We start from the raw sequence: 22,671 nt of genomic DNA, 5'->3' as shown, positions 1-22,671 counted from the left end.
GCCTTTCATTCCTCGCCGAGCAGAGCCCTGCGGACGTGGACGGGAAGCACGCGGGTGCGGTACCAGGCCGAGGCGTAGGCGTCGTCGAACGGCTCGATGCCCTCCCGGGCGTCCTCGGCCGCGGCCTCCACGGTGGACCGGCCGAAGGGCGCGCCGAGCAACGCCCGCTCGGCGGCGAGGGCCCGCATCGGCCGCGGACCGACCCCGCCGAGCGCGATCCGGGCGTGCCGGACCACCCCGTCCTCGACGGCGACCACGGCGGCCACGGTCACGATCGACGCGGAGTTGTGCCTGCGCCGCATGGCCTTGCGGTAGAACCAGGTTCCCGCCCGGGGCAGGGCGAAGTGGACGGCGGAGACCACCTCAGCGGGGCCTGCGGCCAGCTCCCCCACCGGGACCTCGCGCACGCCGTCGCCGCTCACGACGTCGACCCGCGCGTCGAGCGCCAGGAGCGCCACCGCGAGGTCCCCGTAGGGCTGGGCGACGAGGAGGTTCCCGCCCACCGTGGCGAGGTTGCGCACCGGCGGCGACGCGATGGACCGGACGACCGGGTGGAGGAACGCCAGCCGGCCGTCCGCGCCGAGCGCGCCGAGGGTGGTGGCGACACCCACCGACACCGTGCCGCCGGTGTCAACTCCGTCGACCCGGATGTCGGAGAGGCCGGCCCTGCGCAGGGAGATCAACTGGCCGACCGGCACCGCGCCGGTGTTCACCCGGGGCATCACGACGGTCCCGCCGCCGACGACCCAGCCGCCGTCCCGTAGCAGGTCCACCGCCTCCGCCGCCGAGGACGGCAGGTGCACGTTCGACAGCACGGGTGCCTCCACATCGAGGTCGTCGAGTACTCCCAGTGAGCCGCCGCCGAGATGGTCTCCACCGCGCCCGACCTCGACCGGTTCCTCGTCGCGCTCCTGTCCGGCCGGCTGCTGCCGCCCGTGCAGACTCGATTATCGATAATTGATAACCTGCGTGAGACGGTACGTTTGGCCCGACCAGGCCGTCAAGCCCCGAGGAGCAGGCGCCCACCGATGACCGAGACCCAGCCGCTGCCCCGACTCACGCTGAGCCGGCAGATCCGGGACGCGCTCGTCCGGCGCATCGTCTCCGGCGAGCTCGAGCCGGGCGAACGCCTCGTCGAGACCCGCATCGCGGAGAGCTACGGCACGAGCCAGGCACCGGTGCGGGAGGCCCTGCGCGAGCTGGAGACGATCGGCCTGGTGGAGACAAGGCCGCGCCGCGGCACGTTCGTGCGCCACTTCATCCAGCAGACCCTGCGGGAGAGCTACGTCGTCCGGGCCGCGCTCGAGGAAGCGGCGACCCGGCTGGCGCTACCGGCCCGCACGCTCCCCTTCGACGCCCTGCGTGCCGACGTCGCCGCGATGCGCGCGGCGGCGTGCGGCGGTGACATCCAGGCGATCGGCGCCGCCAGCGTGTCGTTCCACCGGCACGTCGTCGACGCCGCGCACAACGAGCTCCTCAAGCATGCGTGGGAGGCGCTGCAGATCGAGGCACGCACGGCGGTCACCCTCCTGGCCGTCGAGCCCGCCCTGGACGACGTGGCCGACGAGCACGAGGAACTGCTGACCGCCTTGCTCGCCGGCGACCTCGACGCGGCGTGCCAGCTCACCCGCGACCACCAATGGCACTACGCCGACCTCCCGCACGACGCGCACGGGCGGGCCCGGGAGGCTCGGTAGAGGCTCAGCGGGGGTAGGGACCGAAGCGGCCCCACGCGACGACGGCGGCCAGGATGAGGATGACCGCGTTGGTCGCGATGCCGGAGTACTCCTTGCGGCGGGCGTGCGTGAGGGCGGCGAGCACCATCGTCACCGCGAGGCCGGTCGCCGCCAGCGGGGTGAGCACCGGGGCGATGCCGGTGACGCCCGGCAGGACCAGGCCCAGCGCGGCGAGCAGCTCGACGACGCCGATGAGGCGCACGGTGCCGGTGGAGAAGTCCTCCACCCACGGCATCCTCGGGGCGAGCTTCTCCTTGGGCTGGGCGGACTTCAGCACCCCGGCCATGAGGAACATCGCGGCCAGGAAGCCCTGCAGGATCCACAGGAACACGTTCATGGTGATGGTCTCTTCTCGACTGCTCGACTGCTCGACGGGTCAGGGGGAACGGCTTGTCCGGTCCGCGCGACCCTAACAGCGGAACTGGATGGGGTATTCCACTTCGGTACGCTGAGGGCATGGCGCAGCTGCGCGGCGACGCCGAACGCAACCGCGACCGCGTCCTGGTGGCGGCCCGCAGGCTCTACGCGGCGGAGGGCTTCGCCGTCGCCATGGCCGCGGTCGCCCGCGAGGCGGGGGTCGGGGTCGCGACCCTCTTCCGGCGCTTCCCCACCCGCGAGGACCTCGTCGCCGCCGTCTTCGCCGACACGATGGACGCCTACGCGACCACCACCACCGCCGCGCTCGCCGACCCCTGGCACGGGTTCACGGGGTCGTCGCGGTCATGCGCGACGCCGCTCCCGACGCCTGGCGCCGCCTGGTCGCCTACATGATCCAGGCGTTCGCGGTCCACGAGCCGGGCACCCTGCCGCCCGCCCCCGAACCCACCGCCGTCCACCGGGCGATGATCGGCGTCAACCGGTCCCGATCCCGCTGACGAGCACACGGTCGCGGCGTGGGCTTGCTGAAAGCCTGCGCAAGGTCTTTCATAAATGCATGGACCAGGACCGGGAGTCGACCGGTGTGACCGCCCGGCTGAGCGACATCGCCGCTCAGGCCGGGGTCAGCGAGGCGACGGTCAGCCGGGTGCTCAACGGCAAGGCCGGGGTCTCGGCCACCACCAGGCAGGCCGTCGTCGCCGCCATGGACGTGCTCGGCTACGAGCGTCCGCCCAGGTTGCGGGTACGCAGCGCCGGCCTGGTCGGGTTGATCACCCCCGAGCTGAGCAACCCGATCTTCCCCGCACTGGCCCAGGTGATCGAGCAGGTGCTCACCAGCCGCGGCTACACCCCCGTGCTCTGCACCCAGACCCCCGGCGGGTCCACAGAGGACCAGCTCACCGAGCTGCTGGTCGACCGGGGCGTCACCGGGATCATCTTCGTCTCCGGGCTGCACGCCGACTCGACGGCCGACATGAACCGCTACGTCAAGCTGACCGGCCGCGGCGTCCCGTTCGTGATGATCAACGGCTACACCGAGAAGGTGTCCGCGCCGTTCGTGTCCACCGACGACCGCGCGGCGGTGCGCCTGGCCGTGTCCCATCTGGTGGAGCTGGGGCACGAACGCATCGGCCTCGCGATCGGGCCGCGCCGGTTCGTGCCGGTGGTCCGCAAGATCGAGGGCTTCGTGCAGCACATGCGCACGCTCCTCCCCGTCACCGCGGAGGAGGCCGAGGAGCTCGTGCAGCATTCGCTGTTCACCGTCGAAGGTGGCCAGGCCGCGGCGAACGCGTTGCTGGACCGGGACTGCACCGCGATCGTCTGCGGCAGCGACCTCATGGCGTTCGGCGCCATCCGCGCGGCGCGCCAGCGCGGGCTGTCGGTGCCGCAGGACGTGTCGGTCGTCGGCTTCGACGACTCGCCGCTGATCGTGTTCGCCGACCCGCCGCTGACCACGTTGCGCCAGCCGGTCGAGGCCATGGGCCAGGCCGCGGTCAACGCCCTGCTCGAGGAGATCGGCGGCACGCCCGCCCCGCACGCGGAGTTCGTCTTCATGCCGGAGCTGGTCGTGCGCGGCTCGACCGGAGCCGGGCCGCGGCGACCCCAGCGGCAGGGCGACCGTGGCGTCGCCCCGCCGCCGAGCTAGTGCCCCCGATCAGCGCCGGAACCAGTCGCCGTCCACGGACAGCGCGCCGCTCGCCGGGGTGCGCAGGGTCCGGTTCGCCCCGGTCTCCCAGATCACCGGCTGGTTGTCCTGCCTGATCACGAACTTGTACTCGATGTCGGTGTTCGGGGGCAGCGCGATGCTGCCCGACCAGCGCGGGTAGGTGTCGGTGCCGGTGGTCAGCGGCACCGCCGCGGCCGGGTTCCACACGCCGAGCCCGGCGACGTTGCCGACGACGTAGACGTTCTGGCCCCACACGGTCTCCGCCCGCACGGTGTAGCCGACGCTGACCTGGCCCGGGTTCGGCTCGCCCGTGCCGCCGCCGGTGTGGAAGGCGACCGCACCCTTGGCCGGCACGGCGATGGTCGCCCGGCCGCCGCTGACGGTCACCTGGCTCGCGCAGGCGTTGGTCACGTCGCAGTAGGTGCCGTCCGGTAGCCCGGTGGTGTACTGCGCGGTGTGCGTGCCGCCGGTGTTGTTGATGGCGACGAACCCGGTGCTCTCCCGGCCGAAGCCGATGACGTTGGCCGCCGGGGACTGCCAGTCGGTCACGTTCGCGGTGCCGACCGCGTTGTGCCAGCCGACCATGCCGGCGACGGCGGGGTCGCGGTCGAGGCAGTGCCAGCCGCCGCCGCAGGTGGTGTCGGTGACGAAACCGTTGGAGTTCGGGGGTGCCTGCTCGCTGTTGCCGAAGTCGAACCCCGCGTAGACGGTCGGGGTGGCGTGCTTCCAGGCGAGCTGGAAGACGTTGGCGAGGGTGGCCGTCGCACCGTCCTTATAGGTCAGATGGCGGCCGTTGCGCTCGGTGTCGTGGTTGGTGACGAAGGAGACCGAGTTGGCGGCGGGCAGGATGCCCCAGCCCGGGCCGAACGACGACAGGGTCGAGATGTCGCCCTGGAAGGCGCTCTTCATCCGGTCCGCGTAGGTGAAGTCCAGTACGTCGCCGCTGCCGTAGTAGTCGCCCGGCGCGGGCGGCTCGCCGGGGAAGACCTCGTGGAAGACGAACGGGCGGGCGCCCGAGGTCGTGTCGTCGAGCTGCCCGACGATGGCGGCGAGCTCGCCACTCGGGATGTGCTTGGCCGCGTCGACGCGGAAGCCGTCCACGCCGAGGGCGATCTGCGAGTTCAGGTAGCCGGCGATCTTGCCGCGGACGCCCGCGTCGCTGGTCTTGAGGTCGGGCAGGTCGAGCAGCTCGCAGTGCTGGACCTCCCACAGGTCGCCCCAGTTGTTGATCGCGTGGTCGCAGACGTCCACGTTGTACTCGCCGCGGCTGTACATCGGCGGGTCGTACTTGTCGGTGATGACCGTGCCGTCGTAGCCGGTGCCGGTCTGCGCCCCGGTGTGGTTGATCACGGCGTCGGTGTAGACCTCGATGCCGGCGTCGTGGCATGCGGTGACCATCGCGGCGAACTGCGCCTGCGTGCCGAACCGGCCGTTGAGCCGGTAGCTGTAGGGCTGGTAGACGTCCCACCAGACGCCACTGGGATGCCGGAGGGACTCCGCGGGCGGGGCGACCCAGACGGCGCCGTAGCCCGCCGGGTCGAGGTGGTCGCGGCACTCGGCGGCGACGGAGCGCCAGTTCCAGGACCACAGGTTGGCGATCACGTCACCGTTCGGGACACCGGTGTCGGCGGCGACGACCGGAGCGACGACCGGAGCCTCGGCCGAGGCGGGTGCCGCCGGGGCCAGCACGGCGGTGGACAGCAGCACGGCGGACAGGACGGTTGCGCGCAGGGTTCTTTCTCGCATGCCGATCTCTCCTCGTCGAGAGCTTGCCGCATCTTGCGAAAGAGATTGAAACTTCTTGCAGGCTAGTGCCGGCACGGTCGCGCTGTAAACGCCGGAGCTCCGGGATTGAGCCGAACGGCCCACGACTCATCCGTAGCTCGCCAAGCACGTACAACGTGATCAGCGGCACCTCGATGGCGGCGCCGCAGATCACCGGCATCGTGGCCCAGCTGTTCCAGGCCAAGCCGTCGGCCACTCCGGCGGAGATCGAGAACGCGCTGAAGTCCACCGCGTACAAGTTCGCCGCGGGCGCTCCGTACCAGGCGGCCGCCCCGTACACCTCCAGCTACGACAAGGGAACGGGTCTCGTGGACGTGGTGGCCGCGGCCACCGCCCTGGGCGCGCACAGCGGTCAGTAGTCCACCGCGCCCCAGCCCCGACGTCGCCGTGTCGACCCCCCACGTCGCCGAGCCGACCTACGGTGTGGTCGAGCCGGCCCCTCCGCGTGGCCTAGCCGAACGCTCGCGGCCGGCCGGCGTCGGGCTTGCGGTAGTCGCAGACGCCGGTCGGGAAGACCTGCGTCAGGCGGTCCGTCTCCGCCTTCGTGGGGTGCCACGAGCCGTAGCCGCCGTGGGCGATCGCCGCCCGCACCGGTTGCAGGGCGCACTTGTAGTGCTGCTCGTCGAACGGGGCGCCGGCGACGGTGCGGGACGTGCCGTGGATCGGGAAGCGCCGCGTGCACGGGCCGGCCGGAGCCTTGTCGATGATCCCGCGCCAGGCGTCCTTCCCGCGGTACAGCAACGTTCCGTCGGTGGCGAAGCAGCTGTCGACCGCCGCCGCCGGCTTGGCGCCCAGCACGCCCCGGGACGGGTGGGCACGCAGGTTGCCGAGCCACTCGTCCATCACCGCGAGCGCCATCGGGGTCTGGTCGAACGCGCGGGCCGGGCGTGCGTCGGTGAACCACACCACCTGGTTGGCCGCGCTCCCCTGCCGCTCCCGCATGCGCTGCCGGGACGCGAAGGACTGGCGGGCGTTGTGCATGTTGAGCTCGGCGTCGAGGTAGTGGCGCCAGTCGATGATCGGGATGTCGATCCGGCCGTCGAACACGAGCCCGGACCGGTAGGCGGCGCGCATCGACTCGACGCTGCCCTCGGTGCGTGGGGCGACGCCGTCCGGCCCGGGTGCGGTGATGTTCCTGGCGCTCCACACGTCGACGTCGGCCGGGCAGGCGCTGGCAACGAACGGGCAGCCTTCCTGCACCGCATCGGCCGGGTCCTTCCACCCGCCGACCGACGCGTTCAGGTCGAGGAACTCCGCCGGCGTGAGGTTCCCGTCGACCAACGCCTTCAGTCCGTACTGGACACCCACATTGTCCCAAGTGGACCGGGCGAACCCGGTGGCGGGATCGCGGCCGTAGACGTTCACCGCGTCGTTCCAGTGCGTCCACTCGACCTGCGCCTGCTGCTCGGGGGTGATCCCCGGCGCGGTGCCGAACTTCGGGTTGAGCGCGAGCGGGGACAGGCCGCGCCAGCCGTTGACGCACTCGGACGAGCCCGGCGCCGGTAGCCACGGGGTGAGCTGCTGGTACGGGTTCGGCACCGTGTCCGACGTGGCCAGCCCCTCGATCAGCGTGCGGTTCGTCCACACGCCCCACGGGGAGCTCGGGTCCGCGCGCACCTTCAGGTCCATCCAGCGCTCGAGCAGCTCGCAGTCGCCGACGTGGATGGTCTGGGTGACCATGTCCGGGTAGGAGTACTGCGGGATCGCGCCGTCGAGCAGTCCCTTGTGGTTCTGGCCGTACACGTACTGCTGGATGGCGCCGCCGGACCCGCCGAGGCCGACGGTGTACTCCGGGTCGCCGTACTCGGTCACGAACCGCGACTTGACCATCAGCGCGGTCTCGCCGCCGAGCACGAGGTTGTAGTGCGTGTTCGTCTTCGTGCCGGTCGACCACGCGATCGCGTAGCCCTGCCCGAGGCCGTAGGCGTAGCGGGACTCGCTCTGGTTGTTGGAGCCCTGGTAGTGGCCGATGGCCACGCCACCGCCGAAGTAGTAGATCAGCTTGCGGTTCCAGTGCGGCAGCGCGGCCGGCCCGGTCCCCTCGGGGTCGAGCACCGCGATCGTGTAGACGAAGCGGTTGATCGTGCCGCGCTCCCACCGGATGACGAAGTCGACCGTGGTGCCGTCGCTCGTCGTGGTCGTGGTCATGTCGGCCGGGCGGGGCGCCGCCGGGTCGTAGGGTCGCCAGGTGTCGGCGGTGGACCGGTAGTAGTGGTCGACCCGGGTCGGCAGCGAGCAGTCGGTGTCGAGGAACGGTCCGGTGAGGTCGAACCCGGCCAGGTGGTCGGGCGTCGAGCAGAAGAAGTCGGGTTGCTGCGGCCCGGAGAACATCGGCCCGGTGACGGGGTGGTTCACCAGCCGCAGCGTGGCCCGGTCGCGCCCGGGCACCCGCGCCTTGACCGTGCTCTCGCCGACCGGCAGGTCACGCAGCACGCCTTCCAGCGCGTGCGGGGCCTGGTCGTCCGGGACGAACGAGGAGCTGACGTCGACCCCGTCGACCGCCACCGTCGCCGCGTCGAGCGGCACGGACCGCGGGAGCACCACCCGGACCCGCGCCGTCCCGCCACTGACGTACCGCGCGGGCCCGGACAACATCTCCAGCCGCAGCGCACCGTGCGACCCGGACGGCGGCCCCGCGGCCGCGGCGGTGACGGTGGTACTGACGAGACCGGCGGCAGCCACGGCGGTGACCACGGCCTTGACAACGGTGATTCGACGCCCCATTGCGTCCTCCCGGACATCGTGCTTCGCGAACGACGTGTCGTCAGCGTAGAGGTGGGACGGCGCCTTCGGCGGCCAGCCGTTCCAGGGACCGGTGACAATAACCACCCGACGACGGTGGCAAGCCGCCGGGCGACGGTGGAAAACCGCCCGGTGACGGTGGCACAGGCGGAAAGCCGCCCAAGAAGACTCCCCCGCCCAAGCCGGCCGCGCCACCGGGCGCGGACGACATCAAGCACAGCGACGCCTCGAAGGAACACATCCTCGGCGGCGACCGCGCGGGCACCGGCCTGCCGAAGAAGACCTAGTACCCGAAGGACTGGAAAGACAACGACATCCTCGACGCCGCGCACCAGGTCACCCAGAGCGGGCCGCCGAGCAAGGGCCCGTACCCGACCAAGGACGTCAACGGCGAGCCCGCCTGGGCCTACGACTACACCGGGCAGGTCGACGGCGTGACGGTCAAGACGACCGTGCTGGCCAACGGCGAGATCCGCACCGCGTACCCGCCCAACGGCGCCGATCCCGGCGCCATCACCAACCCGCCCGCGCCGCCGGCCCCGTCGGGCAGCCCCTTGGGCAACCCGCCTCGTTATAGTCATCCGGATGTCGGCGGCGACGAGAGCTGGACGTGGCGCGGCAACAAGGGCGGGAGAGACATCGAGATGGTCATAGACGCCAACGGCAAGGAAACCAGGACCGACCACGGGCCGTTCAAGAAATGAACGACATGGACGTACGGACCTACGCCACGATCGCCGGCGTCTGCGCCCGGCTCGCGGGCCGCCTGTCGGACGACATCGTCGGGACGGTGCGCGAGCACTACTACGCGGGCGAGCGGGAGCTGGCCGAGTCGACGCTGCTCCTCAGCCTCGCCTACGAGGGCGTGGGGGTCACGCGGGAGGAGCACGACCTGATCCGCGGCATGCTCGAGGATCCGGACAACCCCGACCTGGACGACGTCGCGATCCTCGACACCGCGCCGCCGCAGCTCTACCGGTTCGTCCCGGCCGGCCCCGCGACCGCGCCGGACCCCTCCCGGGCCGACGCCGTGCTGTCCGCGGACGCGCACCGGCACGGTGGCCGCCGGCTGCGCCGCGCGTGGCGCGATCCGCTCGACGGCGCGCCGAACGGGCCGACCTGGATGTACGTGCTGCAGGTGGCCGCCGGGACCGACGAGCTGGGGGCGTACAGCGGCCTCACCTCCCGGCTGTGGGTGGTGCTGCAGGAGAAGTGGCAGCTCGAGGTGGTCGTCGAGGGTGACCTGCTGCCGCCCTACCAGGCCGCCGCGCTCACCGCCGCCCACCAGGTGTGGACGGCGGTCTGACCGAGCCCGTTGATCCACCTGGCGTCCGGCGAACGGCCGTTCGGCGGCATTGACCGGCGCTTCGGCGCGGGCGTTCAATGCACCGACTGTTCACCAGGGCGCATGTGGCGGATCATGGTCGATGCGACTCGTGCTGCAGGTGGTTGGCAAGGCGGCGGTAGGGCCGCGTACCGGGCGTACTTGGCCCTGCCGACAACGCTGTAACACGGACAGGGACCGCGCTTGGCGCGAACCGCGCGGCCGATGATCCGTCAGACGTGCCCTCGTACCGCGCACGGGTGGAGGCGGCAATGGAGCTGAGCCGACGGGACGCACTGCGCGCCGGAGCCCTCGGGGTGGCCGCGACGGCGGCCGGGTCGGGCACCGGCACGGCATCGGCCGACCCGGGCCACCTTCACCCGGGCCACCTTCACCCGGAGCACACGACGCTCGACCGCACGCTGCTGCTCGGGCCGCCCGGCGCGGGCGGCTACCGGCCGATCGTGAGTGGCCCCGGCGAGCCGCACCTGGTCCGCGACGAGTTGCTCACCAGCCGGCACCGCGACGGCCACGGGAGGCGCGGGCGCGGCCGGCCGATCCTCGCCTTCGGCCAGCTCACCGACATCCACACGATGGACACCCAGTCGCCGGCCAGGGTGGAGTTCCTCGACCGGTACAACGATCCCGGCTCACCGTTCGCGGGCCTGCTGCCGTTCGAGTCGTCCTACCGCGCGCACGAGTTCATGTCCGCGCACATCAGCGACGCCATGGTGCGTTCGATGAACCTCGTCCGGCACGGGCCCGCGACCGGCCGGCGGCTGTCGTTCACCGTCGCCACCGGCGACAACGTGGACAACGTGCAGCTCAACGAGCTCCGCTGGTACATCGACCTCCTCGACGGTAAGCGGGTGCGCCCCGACTCCGGTGACCTGTCGCGCTACGAGGGCGTCGCCGACCAGGCGTCCTACGACGTGCGCTACTGGCATCCGGACGGCACCCCGGCGGGGCAGCAGGACGACCTCCCGCGGGCCACGTTCGGCTACCCCACCGTGCCGGGACTGCTGGACGCGGTGCGCCGGCCGTTCCGGGCCACCGGGCTGGACACGCCGTGGCTCACCGCCTACGGCAACCACGACGGCCTCATCCAGGGAAACCTCCCGCCGATACCGGAGCTCGCGCCGGTGGCGGTCGGCAACCGCAAGATCGTCGACCTGCCGCCGGGCACCGACATCGTCCAGCTCGCGCTGCAGTTGCAGGCACTGGACCCGCGCGGCCTCGCGACCTTGCTGGCCGGCCCGGCGCGCACGGTCACCGCCGACCCGAACCGGCGCTTCGTCAGCCGGCTCGAGACCATCCGCGAGCACTTCGCCACCAGCTCGTCGCCCCGCGGGCACGGCTTCGGCCGGTGGAACCTGCGGACCGGGAACGCCTACTACGCCTTCGACCGCGGCCCGGTCCGCGGCATCGTGCTCGACACCGTCAACCCCAACGGCGGGTCGGATGGCTCGATCGACCCCGAGCAGTACGCCTGGCTGGAGCGCGAGCTCACCGCGGGAAGCAGCCGGTACCTCGACGCCACCGGCAAGCTCGCGTCCCGACGCTGCCGCGACCGGATCTTCGTCGTGTTCAGCCACCACACCATCGCCACGATGGACAACATCGCCGGCGCACCACCGCGGATCGGCGGCACCGGCGTGCGCGACCTGCTGCTGCGCTTCCCCAACGCCGTGCTGTGGGTCAACGGGCACACCCACCGCAACACGGTGATCCCGCACCGCGCCCCGGCGGGCGGCGGCTTCTGGGAGGTCAACACCGCGGCGCACATCGACTGGCCGCAGCAGTCCCGGGTGCTGGAGTTGGTGGACAACCAGGACGGCACCCTGTCGATCTTCGGCACGATCCTCGACATGGCCGCGCCCGCCGCCCACCGCGGCCGGCTGGACAGCCCCACCGCGCTGGCCTCGCTGGCCCGCGAGCTCGCCGGAAACGACTGGCAGTCCCGGGCGAGGCCGGTCCCGGGCGAGGACGGCAGGCGCGGTTCCGTGCAGGACCGCAACGTGGAACTGCTGGTGCCGTCCCCGTTCCGGGTCGGCTCAGCCTGACGTCGAGGCACCCACTCTGTCCATAGTAGACACCGATCTGTCCGGGATGGACAGTCGAAGGCCGCGGGCTACCGCTGCTCGATGGTCAGGTGGTGCCGCCGGGTGTCGGCCGGGGACAGGTCGGGTGTCCGGTCGGCCGGGGACAGCAGCTCGGCGTAGCGGCCCAGCATGCGTTCGCCGGTGCGCCGGTAGTACTCCGGCAGGGAGTTGCTCCGCCCCTCGTGGAAGGCCAGGAACTTCCGGTCGGAACGCAGCATTCCCAGTATCCGCCGGAAGCTCCCGATGTCGGTGCGGAAGCTGGCCGTGCGGGCCCGGTGCACGTAGCCGATGGCGCGGTGCGACGTGGTCCGCAGCCGCTTGCGCAACATCTCCGGCGACGCGGCGTGCGCGTACAGCTCGGTGAGCTTCTCGTAGTAGGTGATCGGGTCGTAGTTCTTGATGGTGGTCACCAGGTAGGGCGCGTAGTAGAAGCTGAACGGCATCGCGCCGAGGATGCGGTCGTCGGCGGTCAGCTTGTCGTGCAGCGGGGTGCCGCCGAACGGCACCGGGATGTTGATGGTCGGAAAGGCGAACGGGGCGCGGTCCATGAACCGCTTGGTCAGCTCGATCGGCTCGTCGCCCCGGTCGGTGTCGAGCCCGAAGATGAAGTTGGCCTGCAGGTACGGCACGTTCTCCGCGAGCTGCGCGAAGTGTGCGGCCACGTGGTCGACCTTGGCCACACCGGCCTCGCGGCCGACCCCGGCCTTGTTCGAGTAGTCGGTCCACGACTCGACGCCCGGCGCGACCATCGCGCAGTTGGTCTCCTTCAGCCGGCGTGGCCGGTCCCCGCGCAGCACCGTGAGCGAGCTCTCGATGATGTAGGGCGGGCGATGGTCCGGCGGTTGCGCCTCCAGCGTCTCGAAGACCTGGTCGAACTTGACCGCGAAGTTCGGGTCGTGGAACACGATGAGCCTGCCCGGCAGGTGCCGGGCGAGGTAGCGCAGGTCGGCCGCGAGCCGGTCGGCGGGCAGCGGCCGGTAGGTGCTGCTCCAGTCGATGCAGAAGTCGCACCGGTACGGGCATCCCATGCTCGCGAGCATCGGTACCGCCGACAGGATCAGCGGTTTGCGGCCCCAGAAGAAGGCGGACGCGCGGATCTCCGGCATCCGCTCCTCGACGGTGGGCACGTCGTCGAACGGCTGGTCGGAGGAGATGATGCTGCCAGGGTCGAACTGGCCGGACAGGATGTCGGTGACCAGCTCGGGGTCGCACTCCCCCACGACCAGGTCGAAGAAACGCAGGCAGTCCACCGGGAACGCCTTGGCGTGCGGGCCGCCGATCACCGTCCGGATCCCTGCCCGGCGGTAGATTTTCGCCAGCGCGTAAGCGAGATGGCTGACCTGCGTGTAGCAGGAGATGAACACCACGTCCAGGTCGGCGGGCAGCAGCCGGTGCGGCTGGCCGAGGCCGTAGTAGGTGGCGTAGAACGTCTCGTGCCCCTGGCGCCGGCACCACACCGAGATCGACTGCGGCGTGATGCTGGCGTACTGCTTGGTGATCAGCAGCTGGTAGCCGATGTCCACCGGGCGACGGGCCGGCGGCCCGAGAAGATCAAGGATTCCTATCCTCATCGCGTGTGCTCCCCTCGGGTAGCCGGGCACGCGCGGCCAGAACGGCGATAGGCGAAAAGCACCGCGCCCGCAAGCCTGTCTGCGTGCCAACGGCCCACCGTGGTCCGAGCAAACGCGAAGATCAACGGTGAGTCTACCCGTACCGAGCCGGTCGCCGCGGTGTTCGGCAGAACCAAAACACCGGTCCGCTCGCCTCCCCCCACCGGCGGGGTCAACCACGGGAGTACCCCTGACTGTCCACCGTGGGCAGACGCGCCGGACAGGCCCCGCGAGCCACCGTGTGCACACAACACACGGAGGTTCGCCATGTTCACGTTGCCCGCCGGGCACCGAAGCAAATGGGCCACGATGGCGCTGTGGGTGATGCTGCTGGTGGCGGCGTTCCCGCTGGCGTCCGGGTTGGACTCGGTGCAGAGCGACGACGCCACCGACCGGCTGCCGGCCGGCGCGGAGTCGACCCTGGTGCACGATGTCGAGTCCCGCGTGCCGGGGACCGGGACCGACGACGTGCTCGTCGTCTACCACCGCGCGGCCGGGCTCACCGGCGCGGACGACCGCGCGGTGGGCGAGCAGCACGACACCCTCGCGCGGGAGTTCGATGTCAGAATGCCGCCGGTGCCGTCGAAGGACGGGACGGCGCTGATGTTCGCGGTCAGCCGGGCGGCGAGCGGCGGTGAGGAAGCCACATCCGCGTTCGTCGACCGGGTGCGGGCGGTGACCGCCGACCTGCCGGCCGGGCTGTCGGCGGAGGTCACGGGGCCGGCCGCGGTCGGCGCGGACATCGATGCCGTGTTCGAGGGCATCGACACCACGTTGCTGCTGGTGACGGTGCTGGTGGTGGCGTTCCTGCTGATCCTCACCTACCGGAGCCCGTTCCTGTGGCTGGTGCCATTGCTGACCGTCGGAGCGGCGGCGTTCCTGTCGATGGCGCTGGTGCGGGTGGTCGCCGGGGCACTCGACCTCACGGTCAGCACGCAGAGCTCGTCGATCATGATCGTGATGGTGTTCGGCGCGGGCACGGACTACGCGCTGCTGGTGGTCGCGCGCTACCGGGAGCAGCTGCGCCGGTACGGCGACGTGCACGCCGCGATGCGGGCGGCGCTGCGCGGGGTGGGGCCGGCGATCCTCGCGTCCGGGTCGACCGTCGCGCTCGGGCTCGGGTGCCTGTTCGTGGCCGAGATGAACGACATCTCCGGGGTCGGCGTGATCGGCGCGGTCGGCATCGTGGCCACCCTGCTGACCATGCTGACGCTGTTCCCCGCGGTGCTCATCTCGTTGGGGCGCAAGGTGTTCTGGCCACGGGTGCCGACGCTCGGCAGCACTCCCCCGGCGAGCCGGGACCTGTGGCGGTGGGTGTTCGCCCGGCCGTTGCGGACCGCGGCGATCTCGGCGATCGCGCTCGGCGCGCTCGGCATCGGCATGGCGGGGCTGTCGACCGACCTGCGCCAGGCCGACTCGTTCACGACCACCCCGGAGTCGGTCACCGGGTTCGCGACACTGGCGAAGGCCTACCCCGGCGAAGGCGGCCGGCCGCTGACCGTCGCCACGCCCACCGACCGGGTCGACGACGTGCTGGCCGCGGCCAGGGCGACCGACGGCGTCGTCTCCGCGGAGACCGACCGGGAGGGCCGCGGCTGGACCCTCGTCGACGTCGTGCCCGCGGCCGGACCCGACAGCGACCAGGAGGCCGCGGTGGTCGCGCGGCTGCGCGCCGACCTGCCGGGCGGGGCACTGTCGGCGGCCAGGGCGCGGAGCGGGTGGACACCGAGGAGGCGAGCGCGCGGGACACCTGGCTGGTGATCCCCATCGTGCTCGGGGTCGTGCTCGTGGTGCTGTTCCTGCTGCTGCGGGCGCTCGCCGCGGCGCTGCTGGTGGTGGGCGCGGTCGTGCTGTCCTACCTCGCCGCGTTGGGGCTCGGCACGCTCGTGTTCCACGGGCTGCTCGGGTTCGCGGGTGCGGAGCCGACGATGCCGGTGCTGGTGTTCGTGTTCCTGGTGGCGTTCGGCGTGGACTACGCGATCTTCCTGGTCGCGCGGATCGCCGAGGACCGCGCGGAGCTGGGCACCGAGGCCGCCACGCGGCGGGCGGTGGCGGTGACCGGACCGGTGATCGCGTCGGCGGGGCTGGTGCTGGCCGCGACGTTCGCGGTGCTCGCGTTGCTGCCGTTCGTGCCGATGGTGGAGATCGGTGTGGTGGTCGCGGTCGGGGTTCTGCTGCAGACTCTGCTCGTGGCGCCCGCGCTGGTGGCGCCCATGGTCGTGGGTCTGCGCCGGTGGATCTGGTGGCCTGGCCGGTCGGCGACGAGGGACCCGGCGCGGGCCACGGACGAGCCGGTGACCGTCACTGCTGAACGGAGCTGAGGGATGAGGACGGCGGGCAGGCTGGGGATCGGCACATCGGACGTACTGCTGACCGCGGCGCTGCTGGTCGTGATCCTGTTCGCCGTCCTCGTCCTGCCCCGGCACTGGATCGACGGCGAGCCGATCGACGCGCTCGGGCTCGCGCTGCTCGTGCTGTCCGCGCTGCCGGTGCTGGTCCGGCGGCGGTACCCGGTGGTCGCGCTGCTGTCGTGCGTGCTGGTGGAGATTGTCTACCACGCGCTGGGCTACGCGCACGAGGCAGGGCTGCCGGTCGCGGTCGTGCTGATCTACACGGTGTCGGTCGGCACCTCGCGGGTGGCGACGCTGGTCGTGCTCGGGGTCACGTCGCTCGCGCTCCTGCTCACCGTCGGGCTGAAGCAGGACGGGCCGCCCGGGGTCGAGGTGATCAGCCCGCTCGGGTGGTTCGTGGTCGCCGCGGTCGGCGGGCAGGCGGTGCGGATCCACCGGGCGTTCCTCGCGGAGTCCACCGAGCGGCGGGTCGCCGAGGAGCGGCTGCGGATCGCCCGCGACCTGCACGACGTGCTCGCGCACCACATCGTCGTGATCAACTCGCACGCCGGGGTGGCCGCGCACCTGCTCGACGAGCGCGGCGACGACCCGACGCTCGCGCCGATCACCCGGTCGCTGCACACCGTGGCGGACGCCAGCAGCGGGGTGCTGGCGGAGCTGCGGACCACGCTGGACGTGTTGCGTGGCAACGAGACCGACGCCGACCGGCAGCCGGCACCCGGCCTGGACGGGCTCGCCGGGCTCGCGTCGGTGACCGGCGAGGTCGGGGTGGCGGTCGACGTGGACGTGCGGGGCACGCGCCGGCCGCTGGCCTCCGCGGTCGAGGTGACGCTCTACCGGATCACCCAGGAGGCGCTGACCAACGTGGTGAGGCACGCGCGGGCACAGCGGGCGCGGGTGGTGCTGGAGTACGGGACCGACCAGGTGCGGCTCGAGGTCACCGACGACGGGCACGGCGCGGACGGGACCGGTGGTGGGTACGGGATCGTCGGCATGACCGAGCGCGCGCACGCGGTCGGCGGTCGGCTCGACACCGGCAACGGGCCGGCCGGCGGGTTCCGGGTCGCGGTGACCGTGCCCACCGGGATGCCGACCGGGGCGCCGACCGGGGCGCCGGCCGGGGGTGCCCGGTGATCCGGGTGGTGCTGGCCGACGACCAGGAGCTCGTGCGCAGTGCGTTCGCGATGCTCGTGCGCTCCGCGCCGGACATGGACGTCGTCGGTGAGGCCGCCGACGGCGACGAGGCCGTCCGGCTGGCGCGGTCGAGCCGGGCCGACGTGGTCGTGATGGACATCCGGATGCCCGGGGTCGACGGGATCGCGGCGACCGCCACCATCGCGGCCGACGAGGACCTCGCCGGGGTGCGGGTGCTGATCCTCACGACGTTCGAGAGCGACCAGAACGTGGTCGCGGCACTGCGCGCGGGCGCGAGCGGGTTCCTGGTGAAGGACACCAAGCCGGCGAACCTGCTGGCCGCGATCCGCACGGTCGCGGGCGGCGAGGCCCTGCTGTCCCCCGGCGCGACCCAGACGCTGATCGAGCGGGTGCTGCGCCAACCCGACCCGGCCGGCCCGGCCCCGGCCGAGCTCGCGGCGCTGACCGACCGCGAACGCGAGGTGCTGACGCTGATCGGCCGCGGCCTGAACAACACCGAGCTCGCCGAACGGCTGGTGATCAGCCCGCTCACCGCGAAGACCTACGTCAGCAGGCTCCTGACCAAGCTCCAGGTCCGCGACCGGGCCCAGCTCGTGATCGCGGCCTACGAGTCCGGCTTGGTACGCGCCACCAACCCGTGACCCGGCGCGGCATGCCCTGAACGACGCGCTCGAGGCGGTCACTGTCCCGAGCGCGTCGTTCAGGGCATGCCCCTGGGCACCGGCTACAGGCGGATGGCCTTCTTGTTCATGAACTCCTCGATGCCCAGCGGGCCGAGCTCGCGGCCGATGCCGGAGCGTTTGATCCCGCCGAAGGGCAGGTCGGCCTGCGACCCGCCGGAGCTGTTCAGGTACACCATGCCCGCCTCGATCTGCTCGGCGACGCGGCGGGCCCGGTCCCGGTCGGTGCCGAACACACTGGCACCCAGCCCGAACGGCGAGTCGTTCGCGATCTCGATCGCCTCCTCCTCGGTCTCCGCGCGGAACACCAGCACGACCGGGCCGAAGATCTCGTCGCGGTACGCGTCCATCTCCGGGGTCACGTCGGTCAGCACGGTGGCTTCGACGTAGGCGCCGGGGCCGTCGATGCGCTGCCCGCCGGTGCGCAGCGTCGCGCCCTGGCGGATCGCGGTCTCGATCTGCGCGGCCACCTCGTCCGCCGCGCCGACCGACGCCAGCGGCGGCAGCTTCGTCGCGGGGTCCGCGGGGTCCCCCGGCTGGTAGAAGTCCGCCACGCGTTTGGTGAGCCGGTCGACGAAGTCCTCGTAGATGTCGGCCATGACGATCATCCGCTTGGGCGCGTTGCACGACTGGCCGCAGTTGCGCATCCGGGCCGTCGCGGTGGCGTTCACCGTCTCGTCCATGTCGTCGGTGTCCAGCACGATCAGCGGGTCGGACCCGCCGAGCTCCAGGACGGACCTCTTCAGGTTCCTGCCCGCTTCGGCCGCGACGGCGATGCCCGCCTGCTCGCTGCCGGTCAGCGACACACCCACGATGCGCGGGTCCGCGAGGATCGACGGGATCTGCCTGCTGGACGCGAAGGTGTTCGCGTACACGTCGTCGGGCACCCCGGCGTCCCGCAGCACCCGCTCGATCGCGGCCGCCGACCGCGGGCAGATCGAGGCGTGCTTGAGCACGATCGTGTTGCCGAGCACCAGGTTCGGCGCCACGAACCTGGCGACCTGGTAGCAGGGGAAGTTCCAGGGCATGACGCCGAGCAGCGCGCCGATGGGCTGCTTGGCGATGACCGCCTCGCCGCCCTTGATCGGCAGCGGCTCGTCGGCCACGAGCGCCGGACCGTTCTCCCCGTAGTAGGTGAAGATGTCGACGACGACGCCGATCTCGCCGCGGCCCTCGTTGATCCGTTTGCCCATCTCCAGCGTCATGATCGCGGCGAGCTCGTCGGCCCGCTCGGCGAACAGCTCCGCCGCGCGCAGCACGATCTCCGCGCGCTCGGCGACCGGCCGCCGCCGCCACGACGAGTACCCGCGGTGGACGCGGTCGATCGCGGCCCTGACCTCCTCGTCGGTCGCGTTCTCGATCTCCTCGAGCAGCTCGCCCGTCGCGGGGTTGGTGACTGAGTACATGGGGGGCGTGAGCCTCCGTTCGCTACGACACCGTGCCTGGGTCAACTCCTTCCATCATACTGCATACCGTATACACTAGGAACAGATGTCGTCACGACGAACCGCCGCCGCCCGTGCGGGCGGCGGCGGGTTTTGGTGTGTCGCGGAGTTGTCAGAGAGGTGCGACCCAGTACGGCGCCAGGCTCATCGAGCCGTTGCCGGCGGCGCCGTTGAGCTGGCCGCCCGTCGCGGTGGACAGGGTGTACCAGGAGTCGACATAGTCCGGGTCGTCCGTCCACCAGGATGCGGGGATCGCGTTGAGGATCGCGTTGACCAGCGGGACGTACGCCCCACCGTCCACAATGGTCAGCAGGGCGCTCGCCAGCGCGACGGCGAGCGACTGGTAGTTGGTGTCGCCGTCGTCCTCCATCATCACGAAGTCGGCCAGGTTGTACTTGTACGCCGAGAAATGGACGATCAGCTGGTTCGGATAGTAGGTCGTGCCGTCGTTGTCGAGGTAGGGCATCGTCACGGTGTCCACCGCGACCTTGCCGTCCAGGCCGAACCCGCCCGTGATGCCGAAGATCTCCGCGTCGCCCTTGATCCACGGTTCCTTGTCGTCGTTCAGCCGCACCGACCGGACCTGGGTGGCCCAGTAGCCGCCGTCCGCGGCGGGCTGCGCGCCGGTGATGCCGTGCCGGTCCAGGACCGACCGCAGCACGTCCAGGCCCAGCGGCAGTGCCTTCGCGGTGTCGACCTCGACCACGAACACGGGCTGCCGCGGCACCTTCCTCGCGTCGAGGAGGACCTTCGCGCCGTCGCCGGCGTACGCGGTCACGGTCGTGGCGACGTCGTCGGCCGGGGCGGCCGCGACCAGCGGCGCCTCCCCGCGGCTCAGCGCCGCCCGCATGTCGGGATGTGCCAGGCGAAGCCGCAGCAACGACGGCCCGTCGGCGGGGAGTCCCTTGGCGGCCAACACATCCCGGTTGGCCTGGCGCAGCGCACCGTCGAGCGCCGGGCTCGCGGCGGCGCCGGACAGTGCCGTTCCGGTGGCCGCCGCTTCGGTGGCCGAGAACAGCCCGGCGCGCCGGGCGTCGCCGGCCAGTGGCGCGGCGAGCTGTCGGGCGAGCCGGTCGGTGATCGCGGCGACGGTGCCCGCCGCCGAGACTCCGGTGTGCGCACCGGAGCCGGGCTCGGCCTGGACGGGAACGGTGGAGCTGGCGAGTGCGACTGCCATTGTGGTGAACGACAACGCGACGACGCGAAAGACACGTGGGTACACGCGGGCCCTCTTCTCGATCGTCCTACGGGTAGCAGGGTTCGAAAGAATTAGGAGGGATGCCGGAGTTCCCTGTCAATCGATCACGACACCGTGCGCCCACATTGATCCCTTGGGACGCGCACGCGCGCCCGATCGGCAGCCGACCGGTGCACCCGACCGCTCACCAGATGGCTTCCGCGAACTCGGGGTGGTCGATGAACGGCGCCGAGCTGTTGTTCACCGCGTCGTTCGGCTCCAGGTCGGCGAACCCGTCGTAACGCACGGCCATGTAGAGGATGCCGCGGGCGATGTCGCCCTTCACCGCGTCGCGCGGCTCGAACGAGTCGCCGTCGACGCGCCGCTGTAGATCATCACGACGTCGGCCGGGTTCGCCGGGTCCTCGTCGGTGACCTTCAACGCGTCCCACACCTGGTCGTAGGTGAGATGCGTGCCGTCATCGATGATGTCGTGCAAAGGGCAAGGCAGGCGTGGCTGAAACCCTGTCATGCCAGGCAGTTCGTCAGACACCCACGAAAGTCTGGCTTCCGGTCAGGCCTGCGGCGCCGGTGTCGGGCTCGGCTCCTGGGTGAGCGGCTCCTCATCGGACACCGGCTCGGATGTGGTGCGGTTGCGGCGGAACCGGAGCAGCAGGCGCCGCGCGGTGCCCCAGATGCCTCTGCGGAACAGCAGCACGGTGACCACGAAGATCGCCCCGGTCACCGTGCCCACGGCGTCGATGCCCGCCGTGGCCAGGTAGTCCTCGAGCGCCACGATGATCCCCGCGCCGAGCACCGGGCCCCACAGCGTGCCCATGCCGCCCAGGATGTTCATCACGACCACCTTGCCGGAGGTGGTCCAGTAGACCTCCTGCAGCGAGGCGAACCCGTGCCCCACGGCGTACACCCCACCCGCGATGCCGGCCAGGAACGCCGACACCACGAAGACCTGGACCTTGTACCGGTCGACCGGATAGCCGAGCGCCCGCGCGCGGGCGGGGTTCTCCCGGATCGCGACCATCACCCGGCCGAACGGCGAGTGCACCACCCGCCACGCGCCGAGGAACCCGAGCAGTATCAAGGGAATCGCCGCATAGTAGAAGTAGAACGAGTCCGACAGGTCGACGCCGAAGAGCTCCCGGGGAATCCCTTGCAGACCGTTCTCGCCACCGGTGACCGAGCGCCACTGGTTGGCGACGAAGTAGATCAGCTGCGCGAAGGCCAGCGTCACCATCGCGAAGTAGATACCGGTGCGACGTACCGACAGCATCGCGATCGGCAGGGCGATGAGCGCGGCCACCACCGCGCCGCCCAACACGGCCACGTAGAAAGGCATGCCCGTCTCGATCGCGATGAGGCCCGTGGCGTACGCCGAGGAGCCCCAGAAGGCGGCGTGCCCGAACGAGAGCAGACCCGTGTAGCCGAGCAGCAGGTCGAGCGCGACCGCGAACAACGCCCACGCCGCGACATCCAGCGCCACCGGCGGGTAGATGTACCAGGGCAGCCCGAACGCGACCACCAGCCCGACGGCCAGCAGGCCGAGGCGCCCGGCGGGCGACCGGCCCTCGACGAGCCTGGAGATGATCATGCGTGCACGCCCTCCTCACGACCGAACAGTCCCGCCGGCCGCAGCAGCAACACGAGAGCCATCAGGATGAACACCAGGCTCTGCGAGAGCGCCGGGAGGTAGAGGTTGCCCACCGCCGACAGCATCCCGACGATGTAGCCGGCGGCCACAGAGCCGAAGACGGAGCCGAGCCCGCCGATCACCACGACCGCGAAGATCACGATGATCAGGTCCCCGCCCATGCTGGAGTTGACCGCGCGCATCGGCGCCGCGAGCACGCCCGCGAGCCCCGCCAGCGCGATCCCGAACCCGAACACCGGGGTGACCCAGCGCCGCACGTCGATGCCGAGCGAGCGGGTCAGCTCGGGCCGCTCCGTCGACGCGCGCACGATCACGCCCACCCTGGTCCTGGTCAGCACCAGCCAGACCAGCACCGAGACCACGATCGAGAAGACGAACACGAACACTTGGTACTTCGGGTAGTCGAACAGGCCGAGGCTCACCGACCCGTCGAGCAGCTCCGGCCGGGCGTAGGGCTGCGAGGCGACCCCGTACCGCAACCGCACGACGTCCTGCAGGATCAACGCGACGCCGAAGGTGAGCAGAAAGTTGTACAGCGGGTCGAGCCGGACCAGCCGCGCCACGAACAGCCGCTCGAAGACCATGCCGAGGACGCCGAGGACCACCGGCACCACGAGCAGCGCGAGCCACCAGCTCAGCCCCACGGTGTCCAGGAGCACGAAGGCGCCGAACGCGCCAAGCATGTAGAAGGCGCCGTGGGCGAAGTTGACCACACCGAGCATGCCGAAGATCACCGACAGGCCGAGCGCCAGCAGGGCGTAGAAGCTGCCGCTCACCAGACCGTTGACCAGCTGCTGCACCAGTTCCACGTGCGCCTCCCCGGAATTCAATGCGTCGGTTGCGTCCCAGCGA

18 protein-coding genes and 3 pseudogenes are annotated in these 22,671 nt (G+C 71.3%); 11 read left to right on the top strand and 10 right to left on the bottom strand.

Features of this window, described 5'->3' with window-relative positions; translation table 11 throughout:
* Positions 1-5: 5 nt before the first annotated feature.
* Positions 6-815, bottom strand: a complete 810-nt coding sequence (locus GEV28_RS08440; protein WP_291410370.1) for an FAD binding domain-containing protein — start codon at positions 813-815, stop codon at positions 6-8.
* A 213-nt stretch (positions 816-1,028) separates the two neighbouring features.
* Between GEV28_RS08440 and GEV28_RS08435 the strand changes: the two genes are divergently transcribed.
* A complete protein-coding gene (locus tag GEV28_RS08435; protein WP_291410368.1) occupies positions 1,029-1,697 on the top strand; it encodes a GntR family transcriptional regulator in 669 nt (222 codons plus the stop codon).
* A gap of 4 nt (positions 1,698-1,701) precedes the next feature.
* Here GEV28_RS08435 and GEV28_RS08430 read toward each other — a convergent pair whose 3' ends face one another.
* Entirely contained in the window at positions 1,702-2,073 is a 372-nt protein-coding gene (locus tag GEV28_RS08430; RefSeq protein ID WP_291410365.1) for a DoxX family protein, read from the bottom strand.
* 119 nt (positions 2,074-2,192) lie between these two features.
* On the opposite strand from GEV28_RS08430, the gene GEV28_RS08425 reads away from it, so the two are divergent.
* Positions 2,193-2,507, top strand: a complete 315-nt coding sequence (locus GEV28_RS08425; protein WP_291410363.1) for a helix-turn-helix domain-containing protein — start codon at positions 2,193-2,195, stop codon at positions 2,505-2,507.
* A gap of 163 nt (positions 2,508-2,670) precedes the next feature.
* Positions 2,671-3,759: a LacI family DNA-binding transcriptional regulator gene (locus GEV28_RS08420; RefSeq protein ID WP_291410361.1), complete on the top strand. Its 1,089-nt coding sequence runs from the start codon at positions 2,671-2,673 to the stop codon at positions 3,757-3,759.
* A gap of 9 nt (positions 3,760-3,768) precedes the next feature.
* Here GEV28_RS08420 and GEV28_RS08415 read toward each other — a convergent pair whose 3' ends face one another.
* Complete coding sequence (locus GEV28_RS08415) at positions 3,769-5,526, bottom strand: carbohydrate-binding module family 20 domain-containing protein (protein WP_291410360.1); 1,758 nt, start codon at positions 5,524-5,526, stop codon at positions 3,769-3,771.
* A 95-nt stretch (positions 5,527-5,621) separates the two neighbouring features.
* Here GEV28_RS08415 and GEV28_RS08410 point away from each other — a divergent pair.
* Positions 5,622-5,924 (top strand): annotated as a pseudogene (locus tag GEV28_RS08410) (S8 family serine peptidase); the annotation flags it as partial.
* A gap of 91 nt (positions 5,925-6,015) precedes the next feature.
* Here the strand turns inward: GEV28_RS08410 and GEV28_RS08405 are convergent.
* Complete coding sequence (locus GEV28_RS08405) at positions 6,016-8,394, bottom strand: DUF6351 family protein (RefSeq protein ID WP_291410359.1); 2,379 nt, start codon at positions 8,392-8,394, stop codon at positions 6,016-6,018.
* 212 nt (positions 8,395-8,606) lie between these two features.
* Between GEV28_RS08405 and GEV28_RS08400 the strand changes: the two are divergent.
* From GEV28_RS08400 to GEV28_RS08390, 3 genes and pseudogenes are all read left to right on the top strand, one after another.
* Positions 8,607-9,011: pseudogene (locus GEV28_RS08400) on the top strand (hypothetical protein); the annotation flags it as partial.
* Complete coding sequence (locus GEV28_RS08395) at positions 9,008-9,613, top strand: hypothetical protein (protein WP_291410357.1); 606 nt, start codon at positions 9,008-9,010, stop codon at positions 9,611-9,613. The pseudogene GEV28_RS08400 and the gene GEV28_RS08395, both read left to right, overlap by 4 nt.
* Before the next feature lie 290 nt (positions 9,614-9,903).
* Positions 9,904-11,694, top strand: a complete 1,791-nt coding sequence (locus tag GEV28_RS08390) for a TIGR03767 family metallophosphoesterase (protein ID WP_291410355.1) — start codon at positions 9,904-9,906, stop codon at positions 11,692-11,694.
* 68 nt (positions 11,695-11,762) lie between these two features.
* Here GEV28_RS08390 and GEV28_RS08385 read toward each other — a convergent pair whose 3' ends face one another.
* Positions 11,763-13,304 carry a radical SAM protein gene (locus tag GEV28_RS08385; protein ID WP_291410353.1) on the bottom strand — a complete coding sequence of 514 codons (1,542 nt, stop codon included), beginning with the start codon at positions 13,302-13,304 and terminating at the stop codon, positions 11,763-11,765.
* 306 nt (positions 13,305-13,610) lie between these two features.
* Between GEV28_RS08385 and GEV28_RS08380 the strand changes: the two genes are divergently transcribed.
* From GEV28_RS08380 to GEV28_RS08365, 4 genes are read left to right on the top strand one after another with little or no spacing between them, the layout of a single operon-like run.
* On the top strand, positions 13,611-15,104 hold the full coding sequence (locus GEV28_RS08380; RefSeq protein ID WP_291410351.1) for an MMPL family transporter: 1,494 nt from the start codon (positions 13,611-13,613) through the stop codon (positions 15,102-15,104).
* Positions 15,062-15,664, top strand: a complete 603-nt coding sequence (locus GEV28_RS08375) for an MMPL family transporter (protein WP_291410349.1) — start codon at positions 15,062-15,064, stop codon at positions 15,662-15,664. Before GEV28_RS08380 ends, GEV28_RS08375 begins: the two co-directional genes overlap by 43 nt.
* Positions 15,665-15,667: 3 nt before the next feature.
* Positions 15,668-16,828, top strand: a complete 1,161-nt coding sequence (locus GEV28_RS08370) for a histidine kinase (RefSeq protein ID WP_291410347.1) — start codon at positions 15,668-15,670, stop codon at positions 16,826-16,828.
* Entirely contained in the window at positions 16,825-17,490 is a 666-nt protein-coding gene (locus GEV28_RS08365) for a response regulator transcription factor (RefSeq protein WP_291410346.1), read from the top strand. The genes GEV28_RS08370 and GEV28_RS08365 overlap by 4 nt, the downstream gene beginning before the upstream one ends.
* A gap of 83 nt (positions 17,491-17,573) precedes the next feature.
* On the opposite strand, the gene GEV28_RS08360 is transcribed toward GEV28_RS08365, so the two are convergent.
* The 5 genes and pseudogenes from GEV28_RS08360 to GEV28_RS08340 form a co-directional block, all read right to left on the bottom strand.
* Positions 17,574-18,935: an NAD-dependent succinate-semialdehyde dehydrogenase gene (locus tag GEV28_RS08360; protein WP_291410344.1), complete on the bottom strand. Its 1,362-nt coding sequence runs from the start codon at positions 18,933-18,935 to the stop codon at positions 17,574-17,576.
* 151 nt (positions 18,936-19,086) lie between these two features.
* Complete coding sequence (locus GEV28_RS08355) at positions 19,087-20,151, bottom strand: DUF3103 family protein (protein WP_291410342.1); 1,065 nt, start codon at positions 20,149-20,151, stop codon at positions 19,087-19,089.
* Between the two features lie 250 nt (positions 20,152-20,401).
* Positions 20,402-20,649: pseudogene (locus tag GEV28_RS08350) on the bottom strand (endonuclease); the annotation flags it as partial.
* Between the two features lie 75 nt (positions 20,650-20,724).
* Positions 20,725-21,759 carry a branched-chain amino acid ABC transporter permease gene (locus tag GEV28_RS08345; protein WP_291410339.1) on the bottom strand — a complete coding sequence of 345 codons (1,035 nt, stop codon included), beginning with the start codon at positions 21,757-21,759 and terminating at the stop codon, positions 20,725-20,727.
* On the bottom strand, positions 21,756-22,628 hold the full coding sequence (locus tag GEV28_RS08340; RefSeq protein WP_291410337.1) for a branched-chain amino acid ABC transporter permease: 873 nt from the start codon (positions 22,626-22,628) through the stop codon (positions 21,756-21,758). The genes GEV28_RS08345 and GEV28_RS08340 overlap by 4 nt, the downstream gene beginning before the upstream one ends.
* Positions 22,629-22,671 lie beyond the last annotated feature (43 nt).

This window comes from Actinophytocola sp., assembly GCF_009379765.1.
Taxonomy (GTDB): Bacteria; Actinomycetota; Actinomycetes; order Mycobacteriales; family Pseudonocardiaceae; genus Actinophytocola.
Note: the sequence above shows the minus strand (reverse complement) of the source record. Positions and strands in the feature narration are given on the sequence as shown.